We start from the raw sequence: 24,738 nt of genomic DNA on the forward strand, positions 1-24,738 counted from the left end.
CAACCGATCCTGAGCGCGAAGAGCGGCTTTCAACACGGTTCTGCGTCCTAGCGCGCTGTTTGCGGTGGACGGCTTGTGTCGTTCGCTTGGCGCAGGCCCGATTCTTGCCACTATTAAATCCCGGTGCGTGCAGGCGCGTTGGCTGGGAGCGGCGAGATGGCTGGCTATTTTCCGAATTGGACGCTGAAGACCTCTGGCGACGTGATGCCGGACGAGCGCCTGCCGACCGGGCAGACGATCATTGCCGGCCTGCAGCATGTCGTCGCCATGTTCGGCGCGACCGTACTGGCGCCGATCCTGATGGGCTTCGACCCGAACGTCGCGATCTTCTTCTCCGGCATCGCGACGCTGCTGTTCTTCGTCATCACCGGCGGACGGCTGCCAAGCTATCTCGGTTCTTCCTTCGCCTTCATCGGTGTCGTCATCGCCGCGACCGGCTATGCCGGCACCGGCCCCAACGCCAACCTGCCGGTCGCGCTCGGCGGCATCATCGCCTGCGGCGCGGTCTATGCCCTGATCGGCCTGATCGTGCAGGGCGTCGGCACGCGCTGGATCGAGACGCTGCTGCCGCCGGTGGTGACCGGCGCCGTCGTCGCGGCGATCGGCCTCAACCTCACCGCCGTCGCGATGAACATGATCTCGGCCAGCGCCTATACCAAGTGGATCGCGTTGTTCACGGTGATCGCCGTTGCGCTGATCGCGGTCTATGGCCGCGGCCTGGTCCAGCGCCTGCCGGTGCTGATCGGCGGCCTTGCGGCCTATGTCCTCTACGCCGCGACGGCGACGAGCTTCGGCGCGCCGCCCGTCGATTTCGGCAAGGTCGCGGCCGCCGCCTGGTTCGGCCTGCCGAACTTCGTCGCGCCGGTGTTCGACGCGAAGGCGATCGCGCTGATCGTGCCGGTCGCGATCATCCTGGTCGCGGAGAACCTCGGGCACATCAAGGGCATCTCGGTGATGACCGGGCGCAATCTGGACGGGCTGATCGGGCGCGGCTTCTTCGCCGACGGCGTTGGCACCATGATCGCCGGCTCCGGCGGCGGCACCGGCGTCACGACTTACGCCGAGAACATGGGTGTGATGGCGGTGACGCGGGTCTACTCGACGCTGGTCTTCGTCGCTGCCGGCGCGATCGCCATCCTGCTCGGCTTCTCGCCCAAGTTCGGCGCGGTGATCGGCACGATTCCCGTGGCGGTGCTGGGCGGGCTCGCCGTCGTCGTCTTCGGCCTGATCGCGGCGACCGCCGGCCGTATCTGGGTCGAGAACAAGGTGAACTTCGCCGAGCCGAAGAATCTCCTGACGGTGGCGACCGCGCTGATTCTCGGCGCCGGCGATCTCAAGCTGCCGATCTTCGGCTACGAGCTCGGCGGGATCGGTACGGCGACCTTCGCCGCGATCGCGCTCTATCATCTGCTGAATCGCCGCTCGGCGGCCTGAAAACCCCCGGAAAACGGCCTGCCGCACTCGGTGCGGCAGGCATTCTCCGAGTCCGCCACGCGGCAAGCCGAAAGTCTCCCGAGCGAGTTTGCATATTCCTGTCGCAAACGGGTGGACAGGGGCGGGGGTGTTTGCTACATCGCCGCCCGTCGGGACGCGGTCCACGCCTCGCCGATAACGTCTTCGTGGCGTATGGGTGATTAGCTCAGTTGGTAGAGCAGCTGACTCTTAATCAGCGGGTCGTAGGTTCGAGCCCTACATCACCCACCACGAACTTCAATGACATAGCCGTTGTTGAAGCCCGCCGAAGCGGCCGGGCTTACCATTTGCTGTCCACCGCTGATCGAGATTGACGCTTGCGACGCCCTCTTCCTGAGGAGCGCGGACTCGATCGGAGAGTTCCTTCGGCATGCCGCGGAGGCGCTGAGACTGGTCAAGCCCTGCCTTGCCGGCGGCCGTCCTCGCAATGACAACACTGATCCGCCGCGATAGGCTGTTCGCGCGCTTCGCATGTTGCGCCGATCGGGGGCCGATCAATCGTCATGGAATGGGTGATTCTCGGCCTGCTCTTTGGTTTCTTCTTCTTTGTTATTGTCCCTTGGGCGGCCCTTCGCGCATCCGGTCGCAGCACTGCCGCCCTCGAGCAGATCGTACAGCTGAAGTCTGAACTCGCCGCGCTCCGCGAGGAGCTGGCGAGCCTGAAGCTCAGCGGCGTTGCAGCGACAGGCGTGGAGTCCGTCCAGGCCGCCGCGATCGCGGCCGAGCCCTCACCGCCAGTGACGATCGAGCCAGAGGCCGACGAACCGGCCGGGCCTGTCGTGGCGCCCGAGCCTGTCGCACCCACGCTCGATGAGGTCCCGCCCGAAGCGATCGCACTCGCGGCTCGGACGGGCGACGAAACGCTTCCCGAGCCAGCGGCCGATCCTGCTCCGACGCCCCCCGACCGCTTCGAACAGGAGGTTCGGCCGGAGGCGGACGCGGAGGCCGCAGCACAACCGCCAAGCCGCGACATCGAGGAGACCATCGGCTCGCGCTGGGCCGTCTGGGTCGGCGGCGTGGCACTCGCCTTCGGCGGCCTATTCCTCGTCCGCTACTCGATCGAGGCCGGCATCTTCGGTCCCGGGGTGCGGCTGCTGATGGGCGCGGCGTTCGCCCTGCTGCTGGCAGGGGCAAGCGAGTATCTGCGCCGTCGCGAGGGGCCGTTGCCGTTCAATGCGCCGGGCGTGCTGCTCAATGCCAACATCCCCTCCGTACTTGCCGGTGTCAGCGTTCTCGCCGGGTTCGGGGTCGTCTTCGCCGCCCATGCCATCTATGGCTTCATCGGCGCGACACCCGCCTTCGCGATCATGGCGCTCATCGGTCTGTCGGCGCTCGCGGCATCGCTGCTTCACGGGCCGGCACTCGGTCTATTCGGCCTGGTCGGCTCCTATGTCACGCCCTTTCTGATCGCAAGCACTGTCCCGGCCTTCGCCACGCTCTCGTTCTTCATCGCCTTCGTCACGGCTACGGCCTTCGTGCTGCACGCCCAGCGCCCGAGCCGAATTGTCACCCTGGCGGCTGTCGCCGGCCACGGCGCCTGGACTGTGATGATCGCCTTCGCCATGCGCGGGCTGCTCTGGCCCTCATTCCTCGCAATGGCCGGCGCCGTGCTCGCCTGGCTGCTTTTGAAGGAGCTGCCGCTGCTGCTCCGCCGCAGCGAAGTGGTGCGCGGGCGCCTCGTCTCCTTCGACATCACTGGCATCGTGGCCATCGCCGTGCCGCTGGTCATCGCCGGTGTGCTCTGGGTCGGGATGGGTGCCCAGGGGCCACTGCATGTCGCGATTCTCGTCACCGTCGCGGTCGGCATCGTGGCGGCCGTGCGCCATCGCGATCTCGCGCCGCTCGCCCTCGTCGCTGGAGCCGGCGCCGTTGGCATGGTGCTGCTCTGGCCCCGCGAGGAGGGGCCGCTCGGCCTTTCGCCCGCGACCCTGCTCGACCTCGTCCGGCTGAGCATCGCCCCCGATGCCGGGCCGGGGCTGGTCTGGACCGCCGCCCTTTTTGCGGCAGTGATCGCCGGCTTGCCCTTCGCGGCGCTGGCCACGCGCCGCTGGGCCGGATCCGGCGGCTATGTCGAGCGCGGCTGCCTGGCTTTCGCGTCGGCGCTGGCGCCGGTCTGCCTGCTGCTGGCGACGACGCTGCGCGTCAACGGCTTCGAGCGCGCGCCCGGCTTCGCAGCCCTGGCCGCGCTGCTGGTCGCAGCGTTGTTCCTTGCCTCGGAGCTGCTGCTGCGGGTCGAGCGCGCCAGAACCAGATCGCGCGGCAATCCGCTCGCCCTGATCGGCTCCGCCGCCTATGCCGCCGCGGGTGCGATCGCGCTCGGCCTTGCCGTGGCACTGGCCCTGCGCGAGACCTGGCTGGTGGTGGGCTTCGCGATCTCCGCAGCCGGCCTCGCCATTCTCGCCCGCATCCGCCCGATCCCACTGCTGCGGACGATGTCCGCCAGCCTCGCGACCGCGGCCTTCGTCCGCTGGCTCTGGGCTCCGATCCTCACCGACATGGGCGCGTGGCCACTGCTCAACTGGCTGATCCCGGCCTATGCCCTGCCGGCCCTGTGCTTCTGGGTGGCCGCGCTGGCGCTGCGCGACGGACAGGATCGGCCGAAGATCGTGCATCAGGCGTTGGCCGCCTTCTTCACCGCCGCCTTCGTGCTGCTGCAGGTCCATCAAGTCTTCGTTGGCCCGGATCTCACGCCCGATCTGGCCTGGATCGCCGGCCACTATGCCCAGCCCCGCAACAGGCTGTTCGAGGAGGTTGCCTGCATGACCATGGCAGCCGGCCTGCTCGGCGCCGGTTTCCAGCGCCTCGGCCGCCTGGTCGGCGACACTCCCTTCCGGATCGCAGGGCTGGCCGCCGCTGCGCTCACGATCCTTCTCGCCGTCGGCGGGCTCGGAGCCCTGCTCAATCCGCTTTTCGACGGCACCACAGTCGATGGTTGGCCGGTGCTGAACCGGTTGCTCTGGTATGTCGTCGCCGGCAGCGCGCTCGGCGCGCTGGGCTTTGCCATGGGGCGCGAGGACAGCTCGCCCGTCGCGAATGCGCTCAGCGCCTGCGGCGCATTCCTGGTCTCGCTCGGCATCGTGCTGATCACGCGGCAGGCCTTCGCCGGGCCACAGCTCTCGCCGCTCGACGGCGCCTCGGTCGGCTATGCGGAGGCCGTTATGATCACGGTCGTGCTGATCGCTCTGACCGCCGCGGCACGGCTCTGGCATGATGCCGCGCCGGGCCTGATAGCGCGTCTCAGTGTTTCGACGCTGGGGGCCATCGCGATCGGCTGGGCCGTGCTCGCTCTCGGCTTCGGCCGCAACCCGTTCCTCGACGGAAGCGCGGTCGAGGGACCGGTCATCTTCAACCGCATTCTCTGGGGCTATGGCCTGACGACCCTGGCCCTTGCCGGCGCCGCATGGTGGCTGCGCGATGGCTTCGCCACGCTCTCGCGCGCCTTCGGACTCGCCGCGGCCGCGGCCGCCATCGGCTGCGCCTTCCTGCTGCTGCGCCACGGGCTGCACGGCCCGACTCTCTCGTCCGAGGTGCCGATCACCCTGGCCGAATCCGGAATCTACGCCTCACTCGCCTTCATGCTGGCCATTGGGGTCATGATCGCGGGCGCCGTCCGCTGGCAGGGGCGCAGTGTGCAAATCGACCCGCTGGTCGCGACGCTCGCGTCTTGCGGCTTCTTCGCCGTTGCCGCGTTCATCGCAAGTCCTGCGATGACCGACCAACCTCTGGCAGGCATTCCGATCCTCGACAACGCGCTCCTCGGCTATTTGCTGCCGGCGGCGCTCGCCTTCGCGGCCGCCGCCTGGTCGCAGGCCTATCTTCGCCGGCCGCTGATCGTGCGGATCTATGGCATTGCCGCCATTCTCGGGGCGTTGGCTTATGTCGTCACGGAGGTCCGGCGGGCCTTCGTCGGTGCCGACCTGTTCGGCACCGATGTCAGCGCCGGCGAGCTCTATGCCTATTCGGCCGCTATCCTGTTCTACGGCGTGGCCCTGCTGGCGTTGGGTTTTCGAGTCCGGTCGCGCGATCTGCGCCTGGCGTCGCTCGGCATCGTCACGATTGCGATCTGCAAGGCCTTTCTCGTCGACATGTCGGGGCTGGAGGGGCTGCTACGAGCCCTATCCTTCATCGGTCTGGGCGGGAGTCTCGTCGCGATAGGTCTCGCCTATCAGCGCGTTTTGCGCCGCGGGACGGAGACCGTCACGCCTGCCAGCGCGTAGTGGGGATGTCCGTAACGGCGCCAGTTCCGGCGTCCACCACCAGAGCCGCGAGCGTCCGCTTCCGGGTGCAGGTCCAACGCCCGCTGCCGGCATAAGAGCGCCTCACGTGCCGTTTCCGCAGCCGCTCAGGCCGGAGGACCGTGAGGCGCTGCGGGGCGATTATGTTCGCATCTACGGCAGCTGACCGAAGAGCCGGACGGCTGGGCGCTCATGCAGGCTGAAGCGCCGCTTCGGCCTGAACGCAGCGGACGAGCCGGCCTTCGCCAAGTGCCACGGCAGGAGGCAAGTTCGCTCGGCATATGTCCTGCGCCTGCTTGCAGCGTGGCGCGAATGAGCAGGAGGAAGGCGCCTCGTTCAGCGGCGGTGGCGCGCCGGGGATCGCCTCCAGCCGCTCGCCCTTCTTCGCGCCATGCAGGTTCGCCGCAAGGAGACCACGCGTATAGGGATGGCGCGGATCCCTGAGCAGTTCGCGCACCGTGCCGGTCTCGACGATCTGGCCGGCATACATCACGGCGAGACGGTCCGAGACCTCGACCGCGACGCCGATGTCGTGGGTGACGAAGATCACGCCCATGCCGAGATCGCGCTGGAGCTGGCGCAGAAGCAGGAGGATCTGGATTTGCACGGTCGCGTCGAGTGCAGTCGTCGGCTCGTCTGCGAGCAGGAGCTTCGGGCGGGCGGCGAGCGCCAGCGCGATCATGGCGCGCTGGCGCATGCCGCCGGACATTTCGTGCGGATAGGCCTTGAGGCGTCGCTCGGGCGAGGGGATGCGCACCAGTTCGAGCAGCTCGAGCGCGCGCGCCATCGCCTGCTTCGCCGAGAGCTTCTCATGCCGGACGATCGCCTCGGCGATCTGCTCGCCGACGGTGTAGACCGGATCGAGCGCCAGCGCCGGATCCTGGAAGATCATCGAGGTGACGGCGCCGCGATAATCCGAGAGTTCCTGTGCGCCAAGCGCCAGCACGTCCTTTCCGTCGACCATGACCTTGCCGCCGATCTCGGTGCGGCTCTCCGGCAGGAGGCGCAGCAGCGTCTTCAGGGTGACGCTCTTGCCGGAACCGGATTCGCCGAGAATGCCGAGCACCTTGCCGGGCTCCAGCGTCAGCGAGACGCCATTGACCGCATGGACCGTCTGCGCGCCCTTGAAGCGGACGGTGACGTTCTCCATCGCGACGAGCGGTGTCGTCATGCGGCATCCTCCAGCGCCGGGGCGCGGCTATGGCCGGAGCCGGGAATCTCCATGTGGCAGGCAGCAAGCCGCTGGCCGGCACCGACCGGGGTCAGCGCCGGCTTGGCCTTGGAACAGACCGTCTGCGCCTGCGGACAGCGCGGATGGAAACGGCAGCCTTCCGGCGGATTGATCGGGTTCGGCGGATCGCCGGCGAGCGGCGCCTCCATCGTCCGGTTTTCCGGGTCCATCGACGGCATCGCCGAGAGCAGCGCCTTCGTATAGGGATGGCGCGGATCGTCGTAGAGCTCCTCGACCGGGCCGATCTCGACGACCTCGCCGAGATACATCACCATGACGCGGTCGCTGATGAAGCGAACGACGTTGAGATCGTGGCTGATGAAGATGTAGGTCAGCCCGAACTCCTCGCGCAGGTCCATCAGCAGGTTGAGCACCTGCGCCTCGACCGATTTGTCGAGCGCCGAGACGGCTTCGTCGAGGATGACGAGGCGCGGCCCCAGCGCCAAGGCGCGGGCGATGTTGACGCGCTGGCGCTGGCCGCCGGAGAGCTCGTGCGGATAGCGTGCCGCGAAGCGGGCCGGATCGAGCCCGACCCGGGCGAGCAGGTCGCGGGCCCGCAGGATCGCGCCCGACTTGGGGACGCCGTGCACCATGGGCCCGAAAGCGATCGAATCCTCGATGGTCAGCCGCGGGTTGAGCGAGGCGAAGGAATCCTGGAAGACCATCTGCGCCTGGCGGCGATAGTCCTTGAGCGACAGCGCCGAGCTGCCGACGGCCTCGCCATCGAACAGCATCTGGCCCTCGTCCTGCGGGATCAGCTGCATCACCACGCGCGCGGTCGTCGACTTGCCGCAGCCGGATTCGCCGACGACGCCGAGCGTCTCGCCCTTCATCACCGTGAAGTCGACACCGTCGACGGCGCGCACCACCGCGCCGCGCCCGAGCGGGAAATGCTTGGTCAGCGTCCGCGCCTCGAGCAGCGGGGTGCCGGCGCCGCCGCGGTCGAGTCCGTCTTCGGCATGGAGCGAGAGCGACATGGCTCAGCCTTTCACGTCCATGGCCGAGCGCAGCCCGTCCGAGAGCAGGTTGAAGGAGATCGAGGTGATGAAGATCGCGACGCCCGGCAGCGCTGCGACCCAGGGCTGGACATAGATCGCGGTACGCAGCGTGTTCAGCATCAGGCCCCATTCCGGCGTTGGCGGCTTGGTGCCGAGGCCAAGGAAGGAGAGGCCCGAGGCCAGGATCATCGAGACCGAGATCAGGCTGGTGGCGTAGACGAAGATCGGACCGAGCACATTGCCGAGGACGTGAACGCGAATGATCGTGCCGGAGCCGGCACCGCTGGCCCGCGCCGCCTCGACATAGTCCATCGAGCGCACCTGCGTGGTGACGCTCTCGGCGATGCGGGCGATCGGCGGGATGAAGACGATGGTCAGCGAGAGCAGCGAGTTGAAGACACCGGCGCCGAGAGCGCCGGAAAGCGCGATCGCCAGCAGCACCGAGGGGAAGGCGTAGAAGATGTCGACGGTGCGCATCGTGATCGTGTTGAACTTGCCGCCGAAGAAGCCGGCAGCGACCCCGATCAGCGAGCCGAAGCCGAAGGCGATGAAGACCGGCACCACGCCCATGAACAGCGACAGCCTGGCGCCGTGGATCAGGCGCGAGAGCATGTCGCGGCCGAGCTCGTCGGCACCGAGCGGATAGCCCGGCGTGCCGATCGGGCGCAGGCGCCGCAGCATCGAGGAACGGGTCGGGTCGGCCGGGGCGATATAATCGGCGAAGACCGCCATCAGGATGATCAGCAGCACGACGATGCCGGCACCGACCGCGACCTTGTCCTTGCGGAAGCGCCTGAAGACGCCGGACCAGTAGCCGGGAGAGCGCACCGGCTGGGGGACAGCCGGCATGGCGGCCGGAGACGTCACAGCACTCATCTCAACGCCTCCTCACGCGCGGGTCGAGCAGGCCCTGGACGATGTCGACGAGGACATTGAGGCCGACGAAGAACATGGCGAGGACGAGGATCGTGCCTTGCAGCAGCGGTAGGTCGCGTTGGAAGATGGCGTTGCCGAGCAGGAAGCCGGTGCCCGGCCAGGAAAAAACCGTCTCGATCAGGATCGAGCCGCCGAGCAGGTAGCCGAGCTGCAGGCCCATGACCGCGAGCGCGGTCGGCGCGGCGTTCTTCACGACATGGCGGAAGACGCCAAAATCCATCAGGCCCTTGGCCCGCAGCGCCGGCACGAATTCCTGGTTCAGGATATCAGCGACCAGCGCGCGAACCGTGCGCGAGATGATGCCCATCGGGATCACCGACATGGTGATGGCCGGCAGGATCATGTGGCTGACATGCTCCCAGTCCCATTTCCAGGAGGCCGAGCCGCCGGGGCCGGCACCGCCCGGCGGCAGCCAGCCGAGCTGCACCGAGAAGACGATGACCAGCACCATGCCGAGCCAGTAATGCGGCACGCTGACGCCGAGCACCGCCAGCATCGAGGCGAACTTGTCGAGGAAGGAGCCGCGGAAATAACCGGCGACGAAGCCGAAGAAGCAGCCGAGCACGAAGCCGATCACGGTGGCGAGGCAGGCAATCAGCAGGGTGTTGCCGACGGCGCGCCAGACCTCGGCGGCGACCGGGCGGCCGGTCGCGATCGAGGTGCCGAGATCGCCCTGCACCGCCTTCCAGAGCCAAAGCCCGAACTGCACCGGCAGCGGCCGGTCGAAGCCGTAGAGCTTCCTGATCTCCTCCTGCATCTGCTGCGAGGCGTCCGGCGGCAGCACCGAGGTCAGCGGGTCGCCCGGCGCGATATGGACGAGCAGGAAGCAGAACAGGCTGACGCCGAGCGCCACCGGCAGCACATAGAGGATGCGCTTGGCGAGATAGGTCAGCATGGCCGGCCTCGCGTCATTCGCTGCTCACTTGTCCATCGAGATCGGCGAGAAGTCCTGGAACCAGTTCTGCGCCTGGACGAAGCCCTTGACCTTGGCCGACAGCGCGCGCGGGTTGACGTCGTGCGTCACCATCAGGAAGAGCGCGTCGTCGACGTATTTCTCGTGCGTCTTCTGCAGGATCTTGGTCTGCTCCACCGGGTCGAAGGTGGTGCGGATCTGGTCGAACAGCTTGTCCATTTCGGGGTCGCAATAGATGCCCCAATTGGTGCCCGCCGGCGGCTTCAGATCGCATTGCAGATGGCGGATGAAGCCGGTGAACGGGTCCTGGATGAAATAGGTGTAGTTCATCCCCGTCGCCTTGCGGGACGAGTCGTGGTTCGCGCCGGCCCGCCAGATGTTGATCAGCGTGTTCCACTCGACCACCTCGAAATCGACCTTGATGCCGACCTCGGCGAGGTTCTGCTGGACGAACTCGTTCATCGGCAGCGGCTGCATCTGGCCCGAGCCGGAGGGCGAGATCAGGATGCGGGTCTGGAGCGGCTTTGCCGGGGAGTAACCGGCCTCGGCGAGCAGCTTCTTGGCCGCCGCGGGGTCGTAGCTCAGCTTGAAGCTCGGCTTGCCGAACCATTGATGGCCGGGCGGGTAGAACCCCTCGGCCGGGATCATCATGCCGCCGAGCAGCTCCTTCAGTCCGGCGCGGTCGATCGCGAGATTGGCCGCCTTGCGCACGCGGATGTCGTTCCAGGGCGAACCCTCGACGCGCGAGAGATGCCAGGTCCAGTTGTGCGGATAGGCGTTGGTGACGATCTTGTAGCCGGCGCCCTTCAGCGACTCGACGAGATCGGGCGCCGGCGCCTCGATCCAGTCGACCTGGCCGGAGCGCAGCGCGGCGGCGCGTGCATTGGGCTCGGGCAGCGGCAGCAGCACGAGCTTGTCGAGCTTGGGTACCCGCGCCTTGTCCCAATAGTCCTTGAACGGCGAGAGCTCGGCCCGCTCGCGCGGCTGGAAGGCGGTGAGCTGCCACGGGCCGGTGCCGGACGGCGTCCTGGCGAAGGCTTCCCAGTTCTTGCCGACCTTCTCCCACTGCGCGGGCGACGACATCATGATCCAGGCGAGCTGGTAGGGCAGGGTCGCGTCGGGCGACTTCGTCGTGATCTCGACCTTGTACTTGTCGATCACCTTGTAGGCGGCGACGGCCGGGATGCGCGAGCGGCCCTGCGCCGCCTGGCGCTGGTCGAATTGCGGACTGTCGTTCTTGAGCAGCTTGTCGAGGTTCCAGACCACCGCCTCGGCGGTGAACTCGGAGCCGTCATGGAACTTCACGCCCTCGCGCAGGGTGAAGGTCCACTTGGTCTTGTCGCTCGCATCGACCGCCCAGGCGGTGGCGAGGCCGGGCTTCAGGTCGGAGGGCTTGTCTGCGCTGGAGAGGTCCCAGTTGATCAGCGCGTCATAGACCGTATAGCCCATGAACCGCATGCCCTCGCCGCCCTGGTCGGTCTGGCCTGTGGTCAGCGGAATGTCGGAGGCGGTCATCGCGATGCGCAGCGTGCCTTGCGCCAGGGCCGGCTGGGCAAGAAGCGCGACGCCGGCAGCGAGCGAGAGGGCCAGGGCAGTGCGAAGCATCGGGCACCTTTGATCTGGAAGAGTTCTGAACCGGCTGAGCAAGGGCCGTGCCATGGGCATGAAGGCGCCCGAACCGCACCGTCATGCTCGCCCTTGTGGCGAGCATCCACGTCTTGAACGCTGCGCTCGACCGGCGAAGACGTGGATGGTCGGGACGAGCCCGACCATGACGGAAACGGCAGGCTCTAAGCCCTGTCACTCCATCGACATCGGGGCGATGTCGATGAACCAGCTCTTGGGCTGGACCACGCCCTTGACCTTGGCGCTCATCGCGCGCGGGCCGACATCATGCGCCACCCAGACGAAGGGCGCCTCCTCGACGATGCGGGCGTGGAGCTTGGCAAGCGCCGCATCGCGCGCCGTGCCGTCGAAGGAGGTGCGGGCGTCGGCGATCAGCTTGTCGAACTCGTCATTGCCGAAATAGCCCCAGTTGTTGGAGACCGGCGGGAAGGTCTTGGTCGAGACGAAGCGGACCATGGCGAAAAACGGGTCCATCGCCGCATAGGTGACGTTGGTGGCGTTGGCGCCGCGGGCATTGGCGTGCTTGGCGCCCTCGCGCCAGTTGGTGAAGACGGCGTTCCACTCGCCGACCTCGAGCGCGACGTCGAAATAGCAGTCCTTCAGGGCCTGCTGCATGAATTCGTTCATCGGCAGCGGCTGCATCTGGCCCGAGCCCGAGGCCGAGGTCAGCACCTTCACCTTCGCCGGCTTGGAGGCCGAGAAGCCCGCTTCGGTCATCAGCTTCTTGGCGGCTTCGAGATCGTATTTGATCTCGAACTTCGGATTGCCCCACCAGGGATGGCCGGGCGGTACCGTGCCCTTCGGCACCTCCATCAGCCCGCCGAGAAGGGTCTTCAGCTCCTCGCGGTTGACGCACAGATTGGCGGCGTGGCGGACCTTCTTGTCGAGCCAGACCGAACCTTCGGCGAAGGAGAGCTGCCAGGGCCAGACATGCGGCTGGGCATTGGTATAGATCGAGAAGCCGCGCTGCTTGATCTGCGGCACGGCGTCCGGCGCCGGCGCCTCGATCCAGTCGACCTGGCCCGAGAGAAGGGCAGCGGTGCGGGCATTGGCTTCGGGCAGCGGCAACAGCACGACACGGTCGACCTTCGGTACCCGCTTGGGATCCCAGTAAGCCTTGTTGGCGACCATCTCGAAGCGTTCGCGCGGCACGAGCCGGACGCCCTTGAACGGGCCGGTGCCGGACGGGTCGGCCGAGAAGGCGGCCCAGGCCTGCTTGGAGCGTTCGGCGGCGTCAGTCACCGAGGCCGGGACGGCGGCGAGCTTGGCTGCCCAATGCGTGGGCGAGGCCATGTAGAGATTGGTCAGGTTGATCGGCAGGAAGGCGTCGGGCTCGGAGGTGGTGAGCTCGACGGTCAGCGGATCGATCGCCTTGGCCGACTTCAAGGTCGGCATGCGCGAGACGGTGACGCCCACCTGATCGGCAGCAAAGTGGGCTGCCTCTTTATTGAGCACTTTTTCGACGTTCCAGACTACCGCTGCGGCATCGAAGGCCGAGCCGTCCTGGAACTTCACACCCGGGCGCAGCTTGAACACCCATTTCGTCTTGTCGCCGGCGTCGACCGCCCATTCGGTGGCGAGGCCGGGAATGACGACGCTGGCCTTGTCGGCCGAGGACAGGTCCCAGTTGGTCAGCCCGTCATACATCGGGATGCCGGTGAAGCGGTTGCCTTCGAAACCCTGGTCGGGCTGCCCATGAGTCCGCGGGATATCGGCGGCGGTCATGCCGATGCGCAGCACTTTCTCCTGGGCGAGCGCGGTGCCCGCGAGCGTGGTTGAAAAGCCGAGCGCCAGCATGACGGCGCGCGTGGTGAACCTGGACGACATGACGGTGCTCCCCTCGAGGCCCGGCGTTGGTTCGCGCGGATTGGGGAGGGGCTAGCAACGGGCGTGCCATAGGCTCGGTGGCAGAAGAGAAGGCATTGCTACAATACCACGCAAGCCTCACGCATCTTCCCGGAATGCCCGCCATCTAGCGCGGAAGGCGAGGGCGGGCGCCGGAATTCGGGGGCCTGGGCCGAGGTCAAGACCTTCGCCAGCGACGTCGCCAAGACGATGAAGCAGGCCGAACCCAAGCGCTTCACCGCGCCCCTGTCGAAAAAGGCCCGCAATGGCCGGATCTTCATCGACTATCTGCGCAATGCGGCGGCGCCACTCTTGTCTCTGCCCGACTTTTAGCATCAATCTCACCGCTTGATCGTAGCCGGCGAGTCCGGTTTTCTGCGCCGGCTCACGATGGCGCTGGGGATGGCCGGGTCGCGCATGGTTTCGGTAGATCTCAAGGCCGTTTCGAAGCACTGGGGCGGCGCGGCGGCGGTCGACGACATCAGCTTCACGGTCAAGGGTGGCGACCTCGTCGCGCTGCTCGGCCCGTCCGGCTGCGGCAAGTCGACCACGCTCCGGCTGATTGCGGGGCTGGAGGACAGCAGCAGCGGCACCATCGCGATCGGCGGGCGCGACGTGACCGGCGCGGCGCCCTCGCAGCGCGGCATCGCCATGGTGTTCCAGAACTACGCGCTGTTCCCGCATCTCTCGGTCGCCGAGAACATCCTGTTCGGCCTGAAGGTGCGCAAGGTCTCGCGCGCCGAGCGCGACGAGCGGCTCAAGCGCGCCGCCACGATCCTCGGACTCGCCGGCCTGCTCGAACGCAAGCCCTCGCAGCTCTCCGGCGGCCAGCAGCAGCGCGTCGCGCTCGGCCGTGCCATCGTCGCCGAGGCACCGGTCTGCCTGATGGACGAGCCCCTCTCCAATCTCGATGCCCAGCTGCGCGTCGAGATGCGCCGCGAAATCCGCGAACTGCAGCAGCGCCTCGGCATCACCATGGTCTATGTCACGCATGACCAGGTCGAGGCGATGACGATGGCCGACCAGGTCGTGCTGATGCGCAACGGCCGGATCGAGCAGGATGCGCCGCCCGACCAGCTCTACGAGAACCCGGCGACGATCTTCGTCGCGCGCTTCGTCGGCACGCCGCCGATGAACGTCATTCCGCTCGCATCCGTCCTGGCGGCGGGCGGAGACGAGCTCGCGCCGCCATCCCATGCCGAACCGGGCTCGCTGGCTGTCGGCATCCGCCCTGAAATGACCGAACTCAGCGAGACCGGCATCGCGGCCGACGTCGTGGCCGTCGAATATCTCGGCGCCGACACGCTGGTCGAGACGCGGATCGAGGGCCAGCCCTTCATCGTGCGCCGGCCCGGGAAGGTCCGTGCTGTGGCAGGCGATAAGGTCCACATCAGGCTGTCGCAATCGGCGGTGCACTGGTTCGACCTGAAGACCGAGCAGAGGCTCGTCCTCGACTGACGACGCCTGAACAACCAGGCGCTCAAGCGCCGCAACCAAGGGGAGAGCACGACTATGGACAGGCGGGAATTTCTGGGTGGTTCGGCGGCGGTGGCTGGTTCGCTCGCCATGGCGAGGCCTGCGCTCGCCCAATCGGCCGAGTTGTCCTTCTTCTACCCGGTCGCCGTGGGCGGGCCGATCACCAAGCTGATCGACGCCTATGCCGCCGGCTTCGAGAAGGACAACCCGACGATCAAGGTCAAGCCGATCTATGCCGGCACCTACCAGGAGACGATCGTCAAGGCGCTGACCGCGCACAAGAGCGGCACGCCGCCGGTGCTCTCGGTGCTGCTCTCGACCGACATGTTCACCCTGATCGACGAGGAGGCGATCGTTCCCTTCGATCCCTTCATCAAGACCGAGGACGACAGGAAGTGGCTCTCCAGCTTCTTCCCTGGCTTCATGGCGAACAGCCAGACCGGAGGCAAGACATGGGGCATCCCGTTCCAGCGCTCCACGGTGGTGCTCTACTGGAACAAGGAGCTGTTCAAGGAGGCCGGCCTCGATCCCGAGACGCCGCCGAAGACCTGGGCCGAGCAGCTCGAATTCGCGCAGAAGCTGACCAAGCGCGACGCCGCCGGCAACACTAGCCAGTGGGGCATCCAGATCCCGTCGTCGGGCTTCCCCTACTGGCTCTTCCAGGGGCTGACCACGCAGGCCGGCGCCATCCTCGCCAATGCGGCCGGCGACAAGACCGACTACGCCAATCCCGGCGTCGTCGAGGCGCTGCAGTACTGGGTCGACCTCTCGCAGAAGCACAAGGTCCATCCGCCGGGCATCGTCGAATGGGGCACCACGCCCCGCGACTTCTTCGAAAAGAAGGTCGCGATGATGTGGACGACCACCGGCAACCTGACCAATGTCCGCACCAACGCCAAGTTCCCCTTCGGCGTCGCCGTGCTGCCCGCCGGCAAGAAGCCGGGCAGCCCGACCGGCGGCGGCAATTTCTACCTCTCCAAGAAGGCGAGCCCGGCCGAGCAGGAAGCGGCGTTCAAGTTCGTGCGCTGGATCACCACGCCCGAGCGCGCCGCACAGTGGAGCGCCGATACCGGCTATGTCGCGGTGACGCCGGCGGCCTACGAGACCGAGGCGATGAAGAAATACGTCGCCGACTTCCCGCAGGCTCTTGTCGCCCGCGACCAGCTGCCGACCGCCGTCGCCGAGCTCTCGACCCATGAGAACCAGCGCGTCACCAAGGCGCTGAACGACGGCCTGCAGGCAGCCTTGACCGGCACGAAGCAGCCACAGAAGGCGATGGAGGACGCGCAAGCGGAAGCCGAGCGCATCCTGAAGGCCTATCGCTGAGCCGATGACCAACCGCGCAACCGCGACGATCCATGGCTGGCTGCTCCTGCTGCCGGCCATGGCGTGCCTGGCCCTGTTCACGCACTGGCCCGCGGTCGCGAGCTTCGTCGACAGCTTCATGTCGACGCCGCGGGCGCGCCGCCCGGCCCGCTTCGTCGGGCTCGACAATTACGAGCAGATGGCGGCCGACCCGATCTTCTGGAAGGCGATGGCGAACAATCTCTGGTTCGCCATGGGCACGATCCCGACCTCGATCGCGCTCGCTTTACTGATGGCGGTCTGGGTCAATGACAGGATCGCCGGCCGCACTTTGGTCCGGATGGCCTATTTCACCCCGACCATCCTGCCGATGATCGCGGTCGCCAACATCTGGCTGTTCTTCTTCACTCCGCAATACGGTCTGCTCGAGCAGATCGTCGGTGCCTTCGGCGGGCGCTCGACGAACTGGCTGGGGTCGCAGGATACGGCGCTCTACGCCGTCACCATCGTCGCGATCTGGAAGGAGGCCGGCTTCTTCATGATCTTCTACCTTGCGGCGCTGCAGGCGATTCCGCCCAGCCTGGGGGAGGCGGCGGCGATCGAGGGCGCCTCGCGCTGGACCTATTTTCGGCGCATCCAGTTCCCGCTGCTGATGCCGACGACGCTGTTCGTGCTGATCAATGCGGTGATCAATGCCTTCCGCATGGTCGACCATATCTTCGTGATGACGCGCGGCGGCCCGGACAATGCGACGACGCTGCTGCTGTTCTACATCTACCAGGTCGGCTTCGGCTTCTGGGACACGGCCTATGCGGCGGCGCTGACCTGCGTGCTGCTCGCGCTGCTCGCGCTTGTCGCCTTCGTCCAATACGGCTGGCTCGAGCGCAGGACGCATTACCGATGAGCGGCGCGCCTAGCCCGCAGCCGGTGGCCGCGACCCGACCCGACCCTTACGCGCCGAAGGGCCTTTCGCTGACGCTCGAATCCCTGGGCGCGATCCTGCTCGCGCTGATCTGGGTGCTGCCGCTGGCCTATGCGGTCTGGGCCGCGATCCATCCGGCCGAGTACACCACCCGCTTCGAGCTGACCGCGCCGCTGACGCTGGACAACTTCACCCGCGCCTGGGCGGCCGCGCCCTTCGCCCGCTATTTCCTCAACACCTTCATCCTCGTCACCATGATCCTCGCCTTCCAGCTCGTTCTGGGGACGCTCGCAGCCTATGCGCTGGCGCGGCAGGATTTCTGGGGGCGCGACGTCGCCTTCGCGCTGATCCTGGCGCAACTGATGATCATGCCGGATGCGCTGATCGTCGAGAACTACCGCACCCTCGCCAAGTTCAACCTGATCGACACGATCCCGGCGATCGCCTTGCCCTATATCGCCTCGGCCTTCGGCATCTTCCTGCTGCGGCAGACCTTCAAGACCGTGCCCAAGGAACTCGACGATGCCGCCCGCGTCGAGGGCGCCAGCCCGCTGCAGGTGCTGATGCGGGTTTATGTGCCGCTCGCCAAGCCGACCTACATCGCCTACGGCCTGGTCTCGGTGAGCTATCACTGGAACAACTTCCTCTGGCCGCTGCTGGTCACCAATTCGGTGGAGTCGCGGCCGCTGACGGTCGGCCTGCAGGTGTTCTCGTCGAGCGACCAGGGCATCGACTGGGCGGTGATCTGCGCCGCGACGCTGATGACCTCGGCGCCGCTGCTGGTCGGCTTCCTGCTGTTCCAGCGCCAGTTCGTGCAGAGTTTCATGCGCGCGGGAATCAAGTGAGATGAAGCTGATCACCTGGAACATCCAGTGGGCCCGCGGCATGGACGATCGCGTCGATCCGTCGCGTGTCGTCGCCCATGCCCGGCAGATGGCGGATTTCGACGTGCTGTGCCTGCAGGAGGTCGCCGACAACTTTCCCGAGCTCGACTTCAACGACGAGACCGACCAGTTCGCCCGCTTCGCCGAATTGCTGCCGGGCTTCACCGCCATCGAAGGCGTCGGCGTCGATGTCGCCGACGGCAAGGGCGGCCGCCAGCGCTTCGGCAACCTGCTGCTGACGCGCTATCCGGTGGCGCAGGCACTGCGCCATCTCCTGCCCTGGGAAGCGGCGCAGACCCGCAACATGCCGCGCATGCTGATCGAGGCGATGGCGCTGACGCCATTGGGCCCGGTCAGGCTGATGACGACGCATCTCGAATACTCGGCCTCGGAGCTGCGCGCTGCGCAGGTCGAGGGCATCCGCGAGGCCCACCGCATGGCGCTGGCCCGTCATGCCAAACCCCGGGCGGCCGGGCCGCACACCTACCGGATGACGCCGAGCTCGCCGAGCGCGGTGCTGACCGGCGACTTCAACATGCGGCCGGACGATCCCGTGCTGGCGCGCCTGCTGGCGCCCTTTGACGGTGGCGAGCCGCCTTTGGTCGACCTCTGGGCCGCGGTCAAGGGCGACGCCCCGCATCCGCCGACCGCCAATCTGTTCGACCAGACCTATGGCCAGCCCGGCTGCCTCGACTATGTGTTGGCGACGCCCGATCTCGCGGCGCGCGCCCGCAGCATCATCTGCGATGTCGAGACCCAAGTCTCCGACCACCAGCCGATCCTGGTCGAATTCGACCTCGGCTGATTCCTGCGCACTCCCTTGCCGACTGGACCACGATGATCTTCACCCGCCAGGACCATCAGAGGCTCGCCGGCATCCTCGCCGAGGCGGGCCGGCGCGAGGTCATGCCCCGCTTCCGCAATCTCGGTGAGGGCGAGATCCGCGAGAAGCGTTCGGCGACCGATCTCGTCACCGAAGCCGACGAGGCGGCGGAGCGCTTCATCAGCGCCGAGCTTGCGCGCGCCTTCCCGGGTGCGGTGCTGATCGGCGAGGAGGCTGCCGCTGCCGATCCCATGCTGATCGAAAAGCTCGGCGATGCCGAGCTCGCCTTCGTCATCGATCCGATCGACGGTACCTTGAACTACGCCTCCGACCTGCCGCTCTTCGCGGTGATGGCGGCGGCGGTCGTCAAGGGCGAGGTCGTTGCGGCGGTGATCCACGATCCCGTCGTCGCCGACAGTGCCATGGCGCTGCGTGGCGAAGGCGCCTGGCTCGCCGGCGACGGCACCAGCCGCGACCTGCGTGTGGCGCAGGCGGCTGCCCCGCGCGAGATGACCGGCATGATGAGCTGGCAGTATTTCCCGGAGCCGCTGCGCAGCACGCTGCCGGGGCGCACGCCGGCCTTCGCCAATGTCTGCTCGCTGCGCTGCTGCGGCCACGAATACCGGCTCGCCGCCGCCGGCAACGGCCATTTCCTGCTCTATGGCCGGCTCAACCCATGGGATCACGCGCCGGGCTCGCTGATCCATACCGAGGCCGGCGGCCATGTCCGCATGCTGGACGGCCAGCCCTATCGGCCGGCGCAGCCGACGCTCGGCCTGCTCTGCGCGCCCGATGCACAGAGCTGGCAGGAGATCCGCGGTATCCTGGTAGGGGAGCCCGCCTAAATCTCCTGCGCATCCAGCCTGCGGTAGAGCGGCAGGGCCAGCGGCGCGATCCGGCGGATCAGGCCCTGGAAGGGCTGCGGCTTCGGCGTCGAGAGCGGCAGGCCCAGCGTCTCCAGCGCCGTCCCCTGAATCGCTTTCGCCAATTCGCGGCCGAGCGAGATCGACAGCGCGACGGCGCGGCCATTGCAGCCGACCCAGCCGAAGCCGTTCGGTCCGAGCTGGTGGATACGCGGATAGCCCGGCACCTGCGGTTGCAGCAGGTTGTCGGGGGTCATCCCGACATAGCCGGACCAGACATAGTCGAACGCGACATCGCCGAGCTGCGGCCAGAGCCGCTTCAGCCGTGCCGCGACCGTCGGGCGCAGATTGGCCCCGCCGGCGCCGGGCAGGATCGCGGCGCCGCCGGTGACCAGGCGATTTCGGGCGTCCCAGCGGGCGAAATAGAGCTCGCGATGCGTGTCCGACATCGCCTGCCGGCCGGGGATCACCGTCTTGGCGATGTTGTCGCTGACCGGCCTGGTCGCCATCTGCCAGGACAGGACGGGGATAACCTCGGCGGCGATCTCCGGGGCGAGGCCTGGCTCGAACTCGCCTGTATAGGCGTTGGTCGCCAGCACGAGTGCGCGGGCCGTCACCGAGCCCTTCGCCGTCGTCACCAGCCAGCGGCCGTTCTGGTGCACCATGCTCACCGCCGGTGAACGCGCATGAATGGTGGCGCCGAGCCGGAGCGCGACTTCCGCGAGCCCGCGGGTCAGGGCCAGCGGGTTGATATGGCCGCCGGTGCGGTTCCAGAAGCCGCCGAACCAGGCATCTGAGCCGAGCATCTCCGCAGTCGCGGCACGATCGAGCAATTCGACCGGCGCGCCAATCGCCGACCATTCCCGGACGCGCTTCTCGGCGAGCTTGAAGCGCCCCGGCGAATGCACCGGCTGGACCCAGCCAGCCTGCTCGGCCTCGGCCGGGATCTCATATTTGCGCACGAGATCGAAGAGATATTGCGCAGCGTCGCGCAGCACGGCGTTGAAACGTTCGCCGGCCTCGCCATGCCGGGCGGTCATCGCCGAAGGGTCATGACCGGCGAGCGTCGGGATGACCTGGCCGTTGTTGCGCCCCGAGGCGCCCCAGCCCGGCTCGGCCGCCTCCAGGATGGTGACGCCGACCCCGCTCTCGCGCAGATGGATCGCGGTCGAAAGCCCGGTGAAGCCGGCGCCGATCACCACGACATCGCTCTCGATCGCGCCTTCAAGCGTCCCGAGCACAGGACCGGGCTGGGCCGTGGCGGCCCAGAGCGATGGCGGCCAGGTGACGGAGGAAGGGGCAGTCATCGGCGGCGTCTTTCGGCTGGGCATCAATGAGCGAGGGCCCACATGACGGGCCAGCCTCATCCTTGCCGCCATGTCCGCCAAGCTGCAAGCAGGCTGTTCCCGGCCGTTCATCCGACGGAGGATAATTTTCTATTTTTCTTGGATGGAACGACCGGGTTCTACCAAATTTTGGCTTCTCCGATCGTCTCCTTGAAAAGACTATTCTCCCGACGCTATGTCTCCGGCGCAGCGGGGGCTGCTGGAATCGTCATCCCGAAACGGTTGCGCCCTAACTTCCGTTCGGATGAACTCTCCCGTCCGCTGGGTTCTGGTCACAAGGGGGCGTCATGCCGCTCAAGCATATTCTCGGTCTCGACCATGTCGTGGTGACGGTTCGCGATCTCGACGCTTCCGCCCGGCAATGGCAGAGCCTCGGCTTCACCGTGTCGCCGCGCGGCACGCATTCGCCCATTCTCGGCAGCGGCAACTACACGATCATGTTCGGCGACGACTATGTCGAGCTGCTCGGCATCCTCGCCGAGACCGAGCACAACAAGCCGACCCGCGACTTCCTCAAAGAGCGTGAAGGCATCGAGCGGGCCGCCTTCACCACCGATGATGCCGCCGCCGGCGCGGACGAGCTCAAGAGCCGCGGTCTCGAAGCGCTCGGCCCGGTGCATTTCGGCCGCCCGGTCGACCTGCCCAATGGTGGCAAGGGCGAAGCCAAGTTCAACGTCTTCCGCTGGCCGCTCGACGAGAACCCCGGCAGCCTGCGCATCTTCGCCTGCCAGCATCTGACCCGCGAGACCGTCTGGATTCCGGAACTGCAGAGCCATGCCAATGGTGCGAGCCGGATCATCCGCGTCGAGGTGCTCGCCGACGATCCGAAGGCCGCAGCCGAGCATCTCAGCCGGCTGATCGACGAACCGGTGAAGCAGCAGGACGATGGCTGGCTGGTGCCCTCCGGCGGCAAGCGCGCCGATTTCCTGTTCTACGATGCCGCCGGCCTCGCCAAGCGCTATCCGGATGCGGTGCGGGTCGGCGCCGGACCCGGCGGAGCGGTGGCGATCGTGCTGGCGAGCACGGATCTCGACGGCGCGGCCAAGGCGCTCGGTTCGGTCGGCGTCCGCCATGGCGCGGCGGTCAGTGTCCCCGCAGCCTCCGCCAATGGCCTGATCGTGAGCTTCCTGCCGCAATAGTGCGGTTTTTCGCTTTTCGAGAACGGCCTCGTCGCATTGACGGGGCCTTGTGACGCCCGCATCGTGCCGAGCCTGCACGCCGGCCCCCAGGAGACCATCCATGGATATGACCCGCCGCGCCGCGCTGATGACCAGTGCCGCAATCGCCTCCAGCGTGCTGTTCCCGATGCGCTCCTTCGCCCAGGAGACGCCGCGCAAGGGCGGTGTCTTCACCGTCCACTACGGCGCCGAGCAGCGCCAGCTCAACCCGAGCCTGCAGGCCTCGACCGGCGTCTACATCATCGGCGGCAAGATCCAGGAGCAGCTGGTCGATCTCGACGCCAAGGGCCAGCCGGTCGGCGTGCTCGCCGAAAGCTGGGAGGCCGCGCCCGACGGCAAGACCATCACCTTCAAGCTGCGCCCCGGCGTGACCTGGCATGACGGCAAGCCTTTCACCTCCGCCGACGTGCAGTTCACGGCGATGGAGATGTGGAAGAAGATCCTGAACTACGGCACCACGCTGCAGCTCTTCCTCACCGCGGTCGATACGCCCGATCCGCTGACGGCGGTGTTCCGCTATGAGCGCCCGATGCCGCTCAACCTGCTGCTGCGGGCGCTGCCGGACCTCGGCTATGTCTCGCCGCGCCATCTCTACGAGGGCAAGGGCGACATCCGCCAGAACCCGGTCAACCTCGCGCCGGTCGGCACCGGCCCGTTCAAGTTCGTGCAGTACGAGCGCGGCCAGCACGTCATCGCCGAGCGCAACCCGAACTACTGGCGCGCCAATGCGCCCTATCTCGACCGGATCGTCTGGCGCGTGGTCACCGATCGCGCCGCGGCGGCCGCCCAGATGGAAGCCGGACAGATCCATTACAGCCCGTTCTCGGGCCTGACGATCTCGGACTCGGCCCGCCTCGGCAAGGACCCGCGCTTCATCGTCTCGACCAAGGGCAATGAGGGCAACGCCCGCACCAACACGATCGAGTTCAATTTCCGCCGCAAGGAGCTCGCCGATATCCGCGTCCGGCGCGCCATCGCGCATGCGCTCGACATCCCGTTCTTCATCGAGAACTTCCTCGGCGACTTCGCCAAGCGCGGCACCGGGCCGATCCCCTCGGTCTCGACCGATTTCTACCCGGCCGACAACGGTCCGCAGTACCCGTTCGACAAGAAGCTCGCCGCCAAGCTGCTCGACGAAGCCGGCTTCAAGCCCGGCGCCGGCGGGACGCGCTTCTCGCTGCGGCTGCTGCCGGCTCCCTGGGGCGAGGACATCTCGCTCTTCGCCACCTTCATCCAGCAATCGCTCGCCGATGTCGGCATCAAGGTCGAGATCGTCCGTACCGATGGCGGCGGCTATCTGAAGCAGGTCTATGACGACCATGCCTTCGATCTCGCCACCGGCTGGCACCAGTACCGCAACGACCCGGCCGTCTCGACCACGGTGTGGTACCGCTCCGGACAGCCCAAGGGCGCGCCGTGGACCAATCAGTGGGACTGGACCGATCCGACCATCGACAAGATCATCGACGATGCGGCGACCGAGGTCGATGCGGCCAAGCGCAAGGCGCTCTATGGCGACTTCGTCCGGCGCGCCAATACCGAGCTGCCGATCTGGACGCCGATCGAGCAGATCTTCCTGACCGCGATCACTGCCAAGGCGCGCAACCACTCCAATACGCCGCGCTGGGGCTCGTCCTCCTGGCACGATCTTTGGTTGGCGGAGTGACGCTCCCGCCTGCGTTGTCAGCCCAATACGGCCAGTTGCCATGCGTGTCCTAAGTCTCGCGGGGCGGCGTCTTGCCGCCTCGATCCCGACCCTGTTCCTGATCCTGATCGGGGTCTTCCTCTTGCTGCAGCTCGCGCCCGGCGACACCGTCGATGCGCTGATGGCGCAGATGGGCGGCGGCGACGCCGCGACCGCCAAGCAGCTGCGCGAATTCTACGGGCTCGATCTCTCGGTCTGGGCCCAGCTCGGCAATTATCTCTGGCGGCTGGTCCGGCTCGATCTCGGCTTCTCCGCGATCTATGGCAAGCCGGTCGCGACGGTGATCGCCGAGCGTTTGCCCGCGACCATCCTCCTGATGACGGCCTCGCTCTCCTTCGCCTTCTTCTTCGGGCTGATCCTCGGCGTCGTCGCGGCGCGCGGCGTCAACAAATGGCCGGATACGCTGATCTCCACACTCGGCCTGACGTTCTACGCGATGCCGACCTTCTGGTTCGGGCTGATGGCGATCGTCGTCTTCTCGATCTACCTGCAATGGCTGCCTGCCGGCGGCTTCGAGGACATCACGGTCAGCTACACCGGCTTGCGGCGGACGCTCGACATTGCGCTGCATCTCGTCCTGCCGACGCTGACGCTCGGCCTGTTCTACATGGCGATTTACCTCCGCATCATGCGCGGCTCGATGCTCGAGGTGCTCAATCTCGACTTCGTCCGCACCGCGCGCTCGAAGGGCATGGACGAGACACGCGTCGTGGTGCGCCATGTGCTGCGCAACGCGCTGCTACCGATGGTGACGCTGATCGGCCTGCAGGCCGGCACCATGCTCGGCGGCTCGGTCGTGGTCGAGAGCGTGTTCTCCCTGCCGGGGCTCGGGCGCCTCGCCTATGAATCGGTGATCCAGCGCGACCTCAACACGCTGCTCGGCATCGTCTTCGTCTCGGCACTGCTGGTGATCGCGGTCAACTTCATCGTCGACCTGCTCTATGCCCGGCTCGACCCGCGCATCACGACGGCGAGCTGA

The 24,738-nt window shown here is 67.1% G+C and carries 19 protein-coding genes and 1 tRNA gene; 13 read left to right on the forward strand and 7 right to left on the reverse strand.

All coding sequences use genetic code 11. From position 1 onward, the window contains the following. Nucleotides 1–156: 156 nt before the first annotated feature. The 3 genes from CXY91_RS22120 (at nt 157) to CXY91_RS22130 (ending at nt 5,690) form a co-directional block, all read left to right on the forward strand. Nucleotides 157–1,434 carry a solute carrier family 23 protein gene (locus CXY91_RS22120; RefSeq protein ID WP_100963401.1) on the forward strand — a complete coding sequence of 426 codons (1,278 nt, stop codon included), beginning with the start codon at nt 157–159 and terminating at the stop codon, nt 1,432–1,434. Nucleotides 1,435–1,628: 194 nt separating this feature from the next. Then, nucleotides 1,629–1,704 (forward strand) — tRNA-Lys (locus tag CXY91_RS22125). A 458-nt stretch (nt 1,705–2,162) separates the two neighbouring features. After that, nucleotides 2,163–5,690 (forward strand): DUF2339 domain-containing protein, encoded by a 3,528-nt coding sequence (locus tag CXY91_RS22130; RefSeq protein WP_158673545.1) that lies wholly within the window; start codon nt 2,163–2,165, stop codon nt 5,688–5,690. A gap of 208 nt (nt 5,691–5,898) precedes the next feature. Here the strand turns inward: CXY91_RS22130 and CXY91_RS22135 are convergent, their stop codons facing one another. From CXY91_RS22135 to CXY91_RS22160, 6 genes are all read right to left on the reverse strand, one after another. After that, nucleotides 5,899–6,879 carry an ABC transporter ATP-binding protein gene (locus CXY91_RS22135; protein WP_100963405.1) on the reverse strand — a complete coding sequence of 327 codons (981 nt, stop codon included), beginning with the start codon at nt 6,877–6,879 and terminating at the stop codon, nt 5,899–5,901. Beyond that, nucleotides 6,876–7,916, reverse strand: a complete 1,041-nt coding sequence (locus CXY91_RS22140; protein WP_100963407.1) for an ABC transporter ATP-binding protein — start codon at nt 7,914–7,916, stop codon at nt 6,876–6,878. Before CXY91_RS22140 ends, CXY91_RS22135 begins: the two co-directional genes overlap by 4 nt. Before the next feature lie 3 nt (nt 7,917–7,919). Then, nucleotides 7,920–8,813, reverse strand: a complete 894-nt coding sequence (locus CXY91_RS22145) for an ABC transporter permease (RefSeq protein WP_100963409.1) — start codon at nt 8,811–8,813, stop codon at nt 7,920–7,922. A 1-nt stretch (nt 8,814) separates the two neighbouring features. Beyond that, entirely contained in the window at nt 8,815–9,768 is a 954-nt protein-coding gene (locus tag CXY91_RS22150) for an ABC transporter permease (RefSeq protein WP_091840679.1), read from the reverse strand. Nucleotides 9,769–9,792: 24 nt separating this feature from the next. Then, the gene (locus CXY91_RS22155; protein ID WP_100963411.1) at nt 9,793–11,391 is read right to left on the reverse strand and encodes an ABC transporter substrate-binding protein; all 1,599 of its coding nucleotides are present in this window, start codon (nt 11,389–11,391) and stop codon (nt 9,793–9,795) included. 195 nt (nt 11,392–11,586) lie between these two features. After that, complete coding sequence (locus CXY91_RS22160) at nt 11,587–13,239, reverse strand: ABC transporter substrate-binding protein (RefSeq protein ID WP_100963413.1); 1,653 nt, start codon at nt 13,237–13,239, stop codon at nt 11,587–11,589. Nucleotides 13,240–13,362: 123 nt separating this feature from the next. Here CXY91_RS22160 and ligD point away from each other — a divergent pair, with 123 nt between their 5' ends. The 7 genes from ligD (at nt 13,363) to CXY91_RS22190 (ending at nt 19,512) form a co-directional block, all read left to right on the forward strand. Beyond that, a complete protein-coding gene (gene ligD / locus CXY91_RS31330; protein ID WP_465246885.1) occupies nt 13,363–13,590 on the forward strand; it encodes a non-homologous end-joining DNA ligase LigD in 228 nt (75 codons plus the stop codon). An 84-nt stretch (nt 13,591–13,674) separates the two neighbouring features. Further along, the gene (locus tag CXY91_RS22165) at nt 13,675–14,715 is read left to right on the forward strand and encodes an ABC transporter ATP-binding protein (RefSeq protein ID WP_100963463.1); all 1,041 of its coding nucleotides are present in this window, start codon (nt 13,675–13,677) and stop codon (nt 14,713–14,715) included. Nucleotides 14,716–14,769: 54 nt separating this feature from the next. Beyond that, entirely contained in the window at nt 14,770–16,059 is a 1,290-nt protein-coding gene (locus CXY91_RS22170) for an ABC transporter substrate-binding protein (RefSeq protein ID WP_100963415.1), read from the forward strand. A gap of 4 nt (nt 16,060–16,063) precedes the next feature. Further along, nucleotides 16,064–16,942, forward strand: coding sequence for a carbohydrate ABC transporter permease (locus tag CXY91_RS22175; RefSeq protein WP_100963417.1), 879 nt, complete (start codon nt 16,064–16,066; stop codon nt 16,940–16,942). Next, on the forward strand, nt 16,939–17,805 hold the full coding sequence (locus CXY91_RS22180; protein ID WP_100963420.1) for a carbohydrate ABC transporter permease: 867 nt from the start codon (nt 16,939–16,941) through the stop codon (nt 17,803–17,805). Before CXY91_RS22175 ends, CXY91_RS22180 begins: the two co-directional genes overlap by 4 nt. A gap of 1 nt (nt 17,806) precedes the next feature. After that, nucleotides 17,807–18,649: an endonuclease/exonuclease/phosphatase family protein gene (locus CXY91_RS22185; protein WP_100963422.1), complete on the forward strand. Its 843-nt coding sequence runs from the start codon at nt 17,807–17,809 to the stop codon at nt 18,647–18,649. 32 nt (nt 18,650–18,681) lie between these two features. Then, nucleotides 18,682–19,512: an inositol monophosphatase family protein gene (locus CXY91_RS22190; protein ID WP_199777536.1), complete on the forward strand. Its 831-nt coding sequence runs from the start codon at nt 18,682–18,684 to the stop codon at nt 19,510–19,512. Here CXY91_RS22190 and CXY91_RS22195 read toward each other — a convergent pair. Next, on the reverse strand, nt 19,509–20,837 hold the full coding sequence (locus CXY91_RS22195) for an NAD(P)/FAD-dependent oxidoreductase (RefSeq protein WP_100963424.1): 1,329 nt from the start codon (nt 20,835–20,837) through the stop codon (nt 19,509–19,511). The two genes, CXY91_RS22190 and CXY91_RS22195, sit on opposite strands and share 4 nt — an antisense overlap. A 326-nt stretch (nt 20,838–21,163) precedes the next feature. Between CXY91_RS22195 and CXY91_RS22200 the strand changes: the two genes are divergently transcribed. The 3 genes from CXY91_RS22200 to CXY91_RS22210 all read left to right on the forward strand — a co-directional run bounded on the left by CXY91_RS22200 (nt 21,164) and on the right by CXY91_RS22210 (nt 24,738). Beyond that, nucleotides 21,164–22,015, forward strand: coding sequence for a VOC family protein (locus CXY91_RS22200; protein ID WP_100963426.1), 852 nt, complete (start codon nt 21,164–21,166; stop codon nt 22,013–22,015). A gap of 100 nt (nt 22,016–22,115) precedes the next feature. After that, complete coding sequence (locus tag CXY91_RS22205; protein WP_100963428.1) at nt 22,116–23,720, forward strand: ABC transporter substrate-binding protein; 1,605 nt, start codon at nt 22,116–22,118, stop codon at nt 23,718–23,720. A gap of 40 nt (nt 23,721–23,760) precedes the next feature. Continuing rightward, nucleotides 23,761–24,738: an ABC transporter permease gene (locus CXY91_RS22210; protein ID WP_100963430.1), complete on the forward strand. Its 978-nt coding sequence runs from the start codon at nt 23,761–23,763 to the stop codon at nt 24,736–24,738.

The sequence above is a fragment of the Allobosea sp. FBZP-16 genome, assembly GCF_002831785.1.
GTDB lineage: Bacteria > Pseudomonadota > Alphaproteobacteria > Rhizobiales > Beijerinckiaceae > Allobosea > Allobosea lupini.

Coding starts and splice junctions, on each gene's coding strand:
- CXY91_RS22190 (WP_199777536.1), top strand. CDS start 18,682: ATGATCTTCACCCGCCAGGACCATCAGAGGCTCGCCGGCATCCTCGCC.
- CXY91_RS22145 (WP_100963409.1), bottom strand. CDS start 8,813: ATGAGTGCTGTGACGTCTCCGGCCGCCATGCCGGCTGTCCCCCAGCCG.
- CXY91_RS22210 (WP_100963430.1), top strand. CDS start 23,761: ATGCGTGTCCTAAGTCTCGCGGGGCGGCGTCTTGCCGCCTCGATCCCG.
- CXY91_RS22165 (WP_100963463.1), top strand. CDS start 13,675: ATGGTTTCGGTAGATCTCAAGGCCGTTTCGAAGCACTGGGGCGGCGCG.
- CXY91_RS22120 (WP_100963401.1), top strand. CDS start 157: ATGGCTGGCTATTTTCCGAATTGGACGCTGAAGACCTCTGGCGACGTG.
- CXY91_RS22160 (WP_100963413.1), bottom strand. CDS start 13,239: ATGTCGTCCAGGTTCACCACGCGCGCCGTCATGCTGGCGCTCGGCTTT.
- CXY91_RS22170 (WP_100963415.1), top strand. CDS start 14,770: ATGGACAGGCGGGAATTTCTGGGTGGTTCGGCGGCGGTGGCTGGTTCG.
- CXY91_RS22180 (WP_100963420.1), top strand. CDS start 16,939: ATGAGCGGCGCGCCTAGCCCGCAGCCGGTGGCCGCGACCCGACCCGAC.
- CXY91_RS22200 (WP_100963426.1), top strand. CDS start 21,164: ATGCCGCTCAAGCATATTCTCGGTCTCGACCATGTCGTGGTGACGGTT.
- CXY91_RS22140 (WP_100963407.1), bottom strand. CDS start 7,916: ATGTCGCTCTCGCTCCATGCCGAAGACGGACTCGACCGCGGCGGCGCC.
- CXY91_RS22175 (WP_100963417.1), top strand. CDS start 16,064: ATGACCAACCGCGCAACCGCGACGATCCATGGCTGGCTGCTCCTGCTG.
- CXY91_RS22135 (WP_100963405.1), bottom strand. CDS start 6,879: ATGACGACACCGCTCGTCGCGATGGAGAACGTCACCGTCCGCTTCAAG.
- CXY91_RS22150 (WP_091840679.1), bottom strand. CDS start 9,768: ATGCTGACCTATCTCGCCAAGCGCATCCTCTATGTGCTGCCGGTGGCG.
- CXY91_RS22205 (WP_100963428.1), top strand. CDS start 22,116: ATGGATATGACCCGCCGCGCCGCGCTGATGACCAGTGCCGCAATCGCC.
- CXY91_RS22185 (WP_100963422.1), top strand. CDS start 17,807: ATGAAGCTGATCACCTGGAACATCCAGTGGGCCCGCGGCATGGACGAT.
- CXY91_RS22195 (WP_100963424.1), bottom strand. CDS start 20,837: ATGACTGCCCCTTCCTCCGTCACCTGGCCGCCATCGCTCTGGGCCGCC.
- CXY91_RS22155 (WP_100963411.1), bottom strand. CDS start 11,391: ATGCTTCGCACTGCCCTGGCCCTCTCGCTCGCTGCCGGCGTCGCGCTT.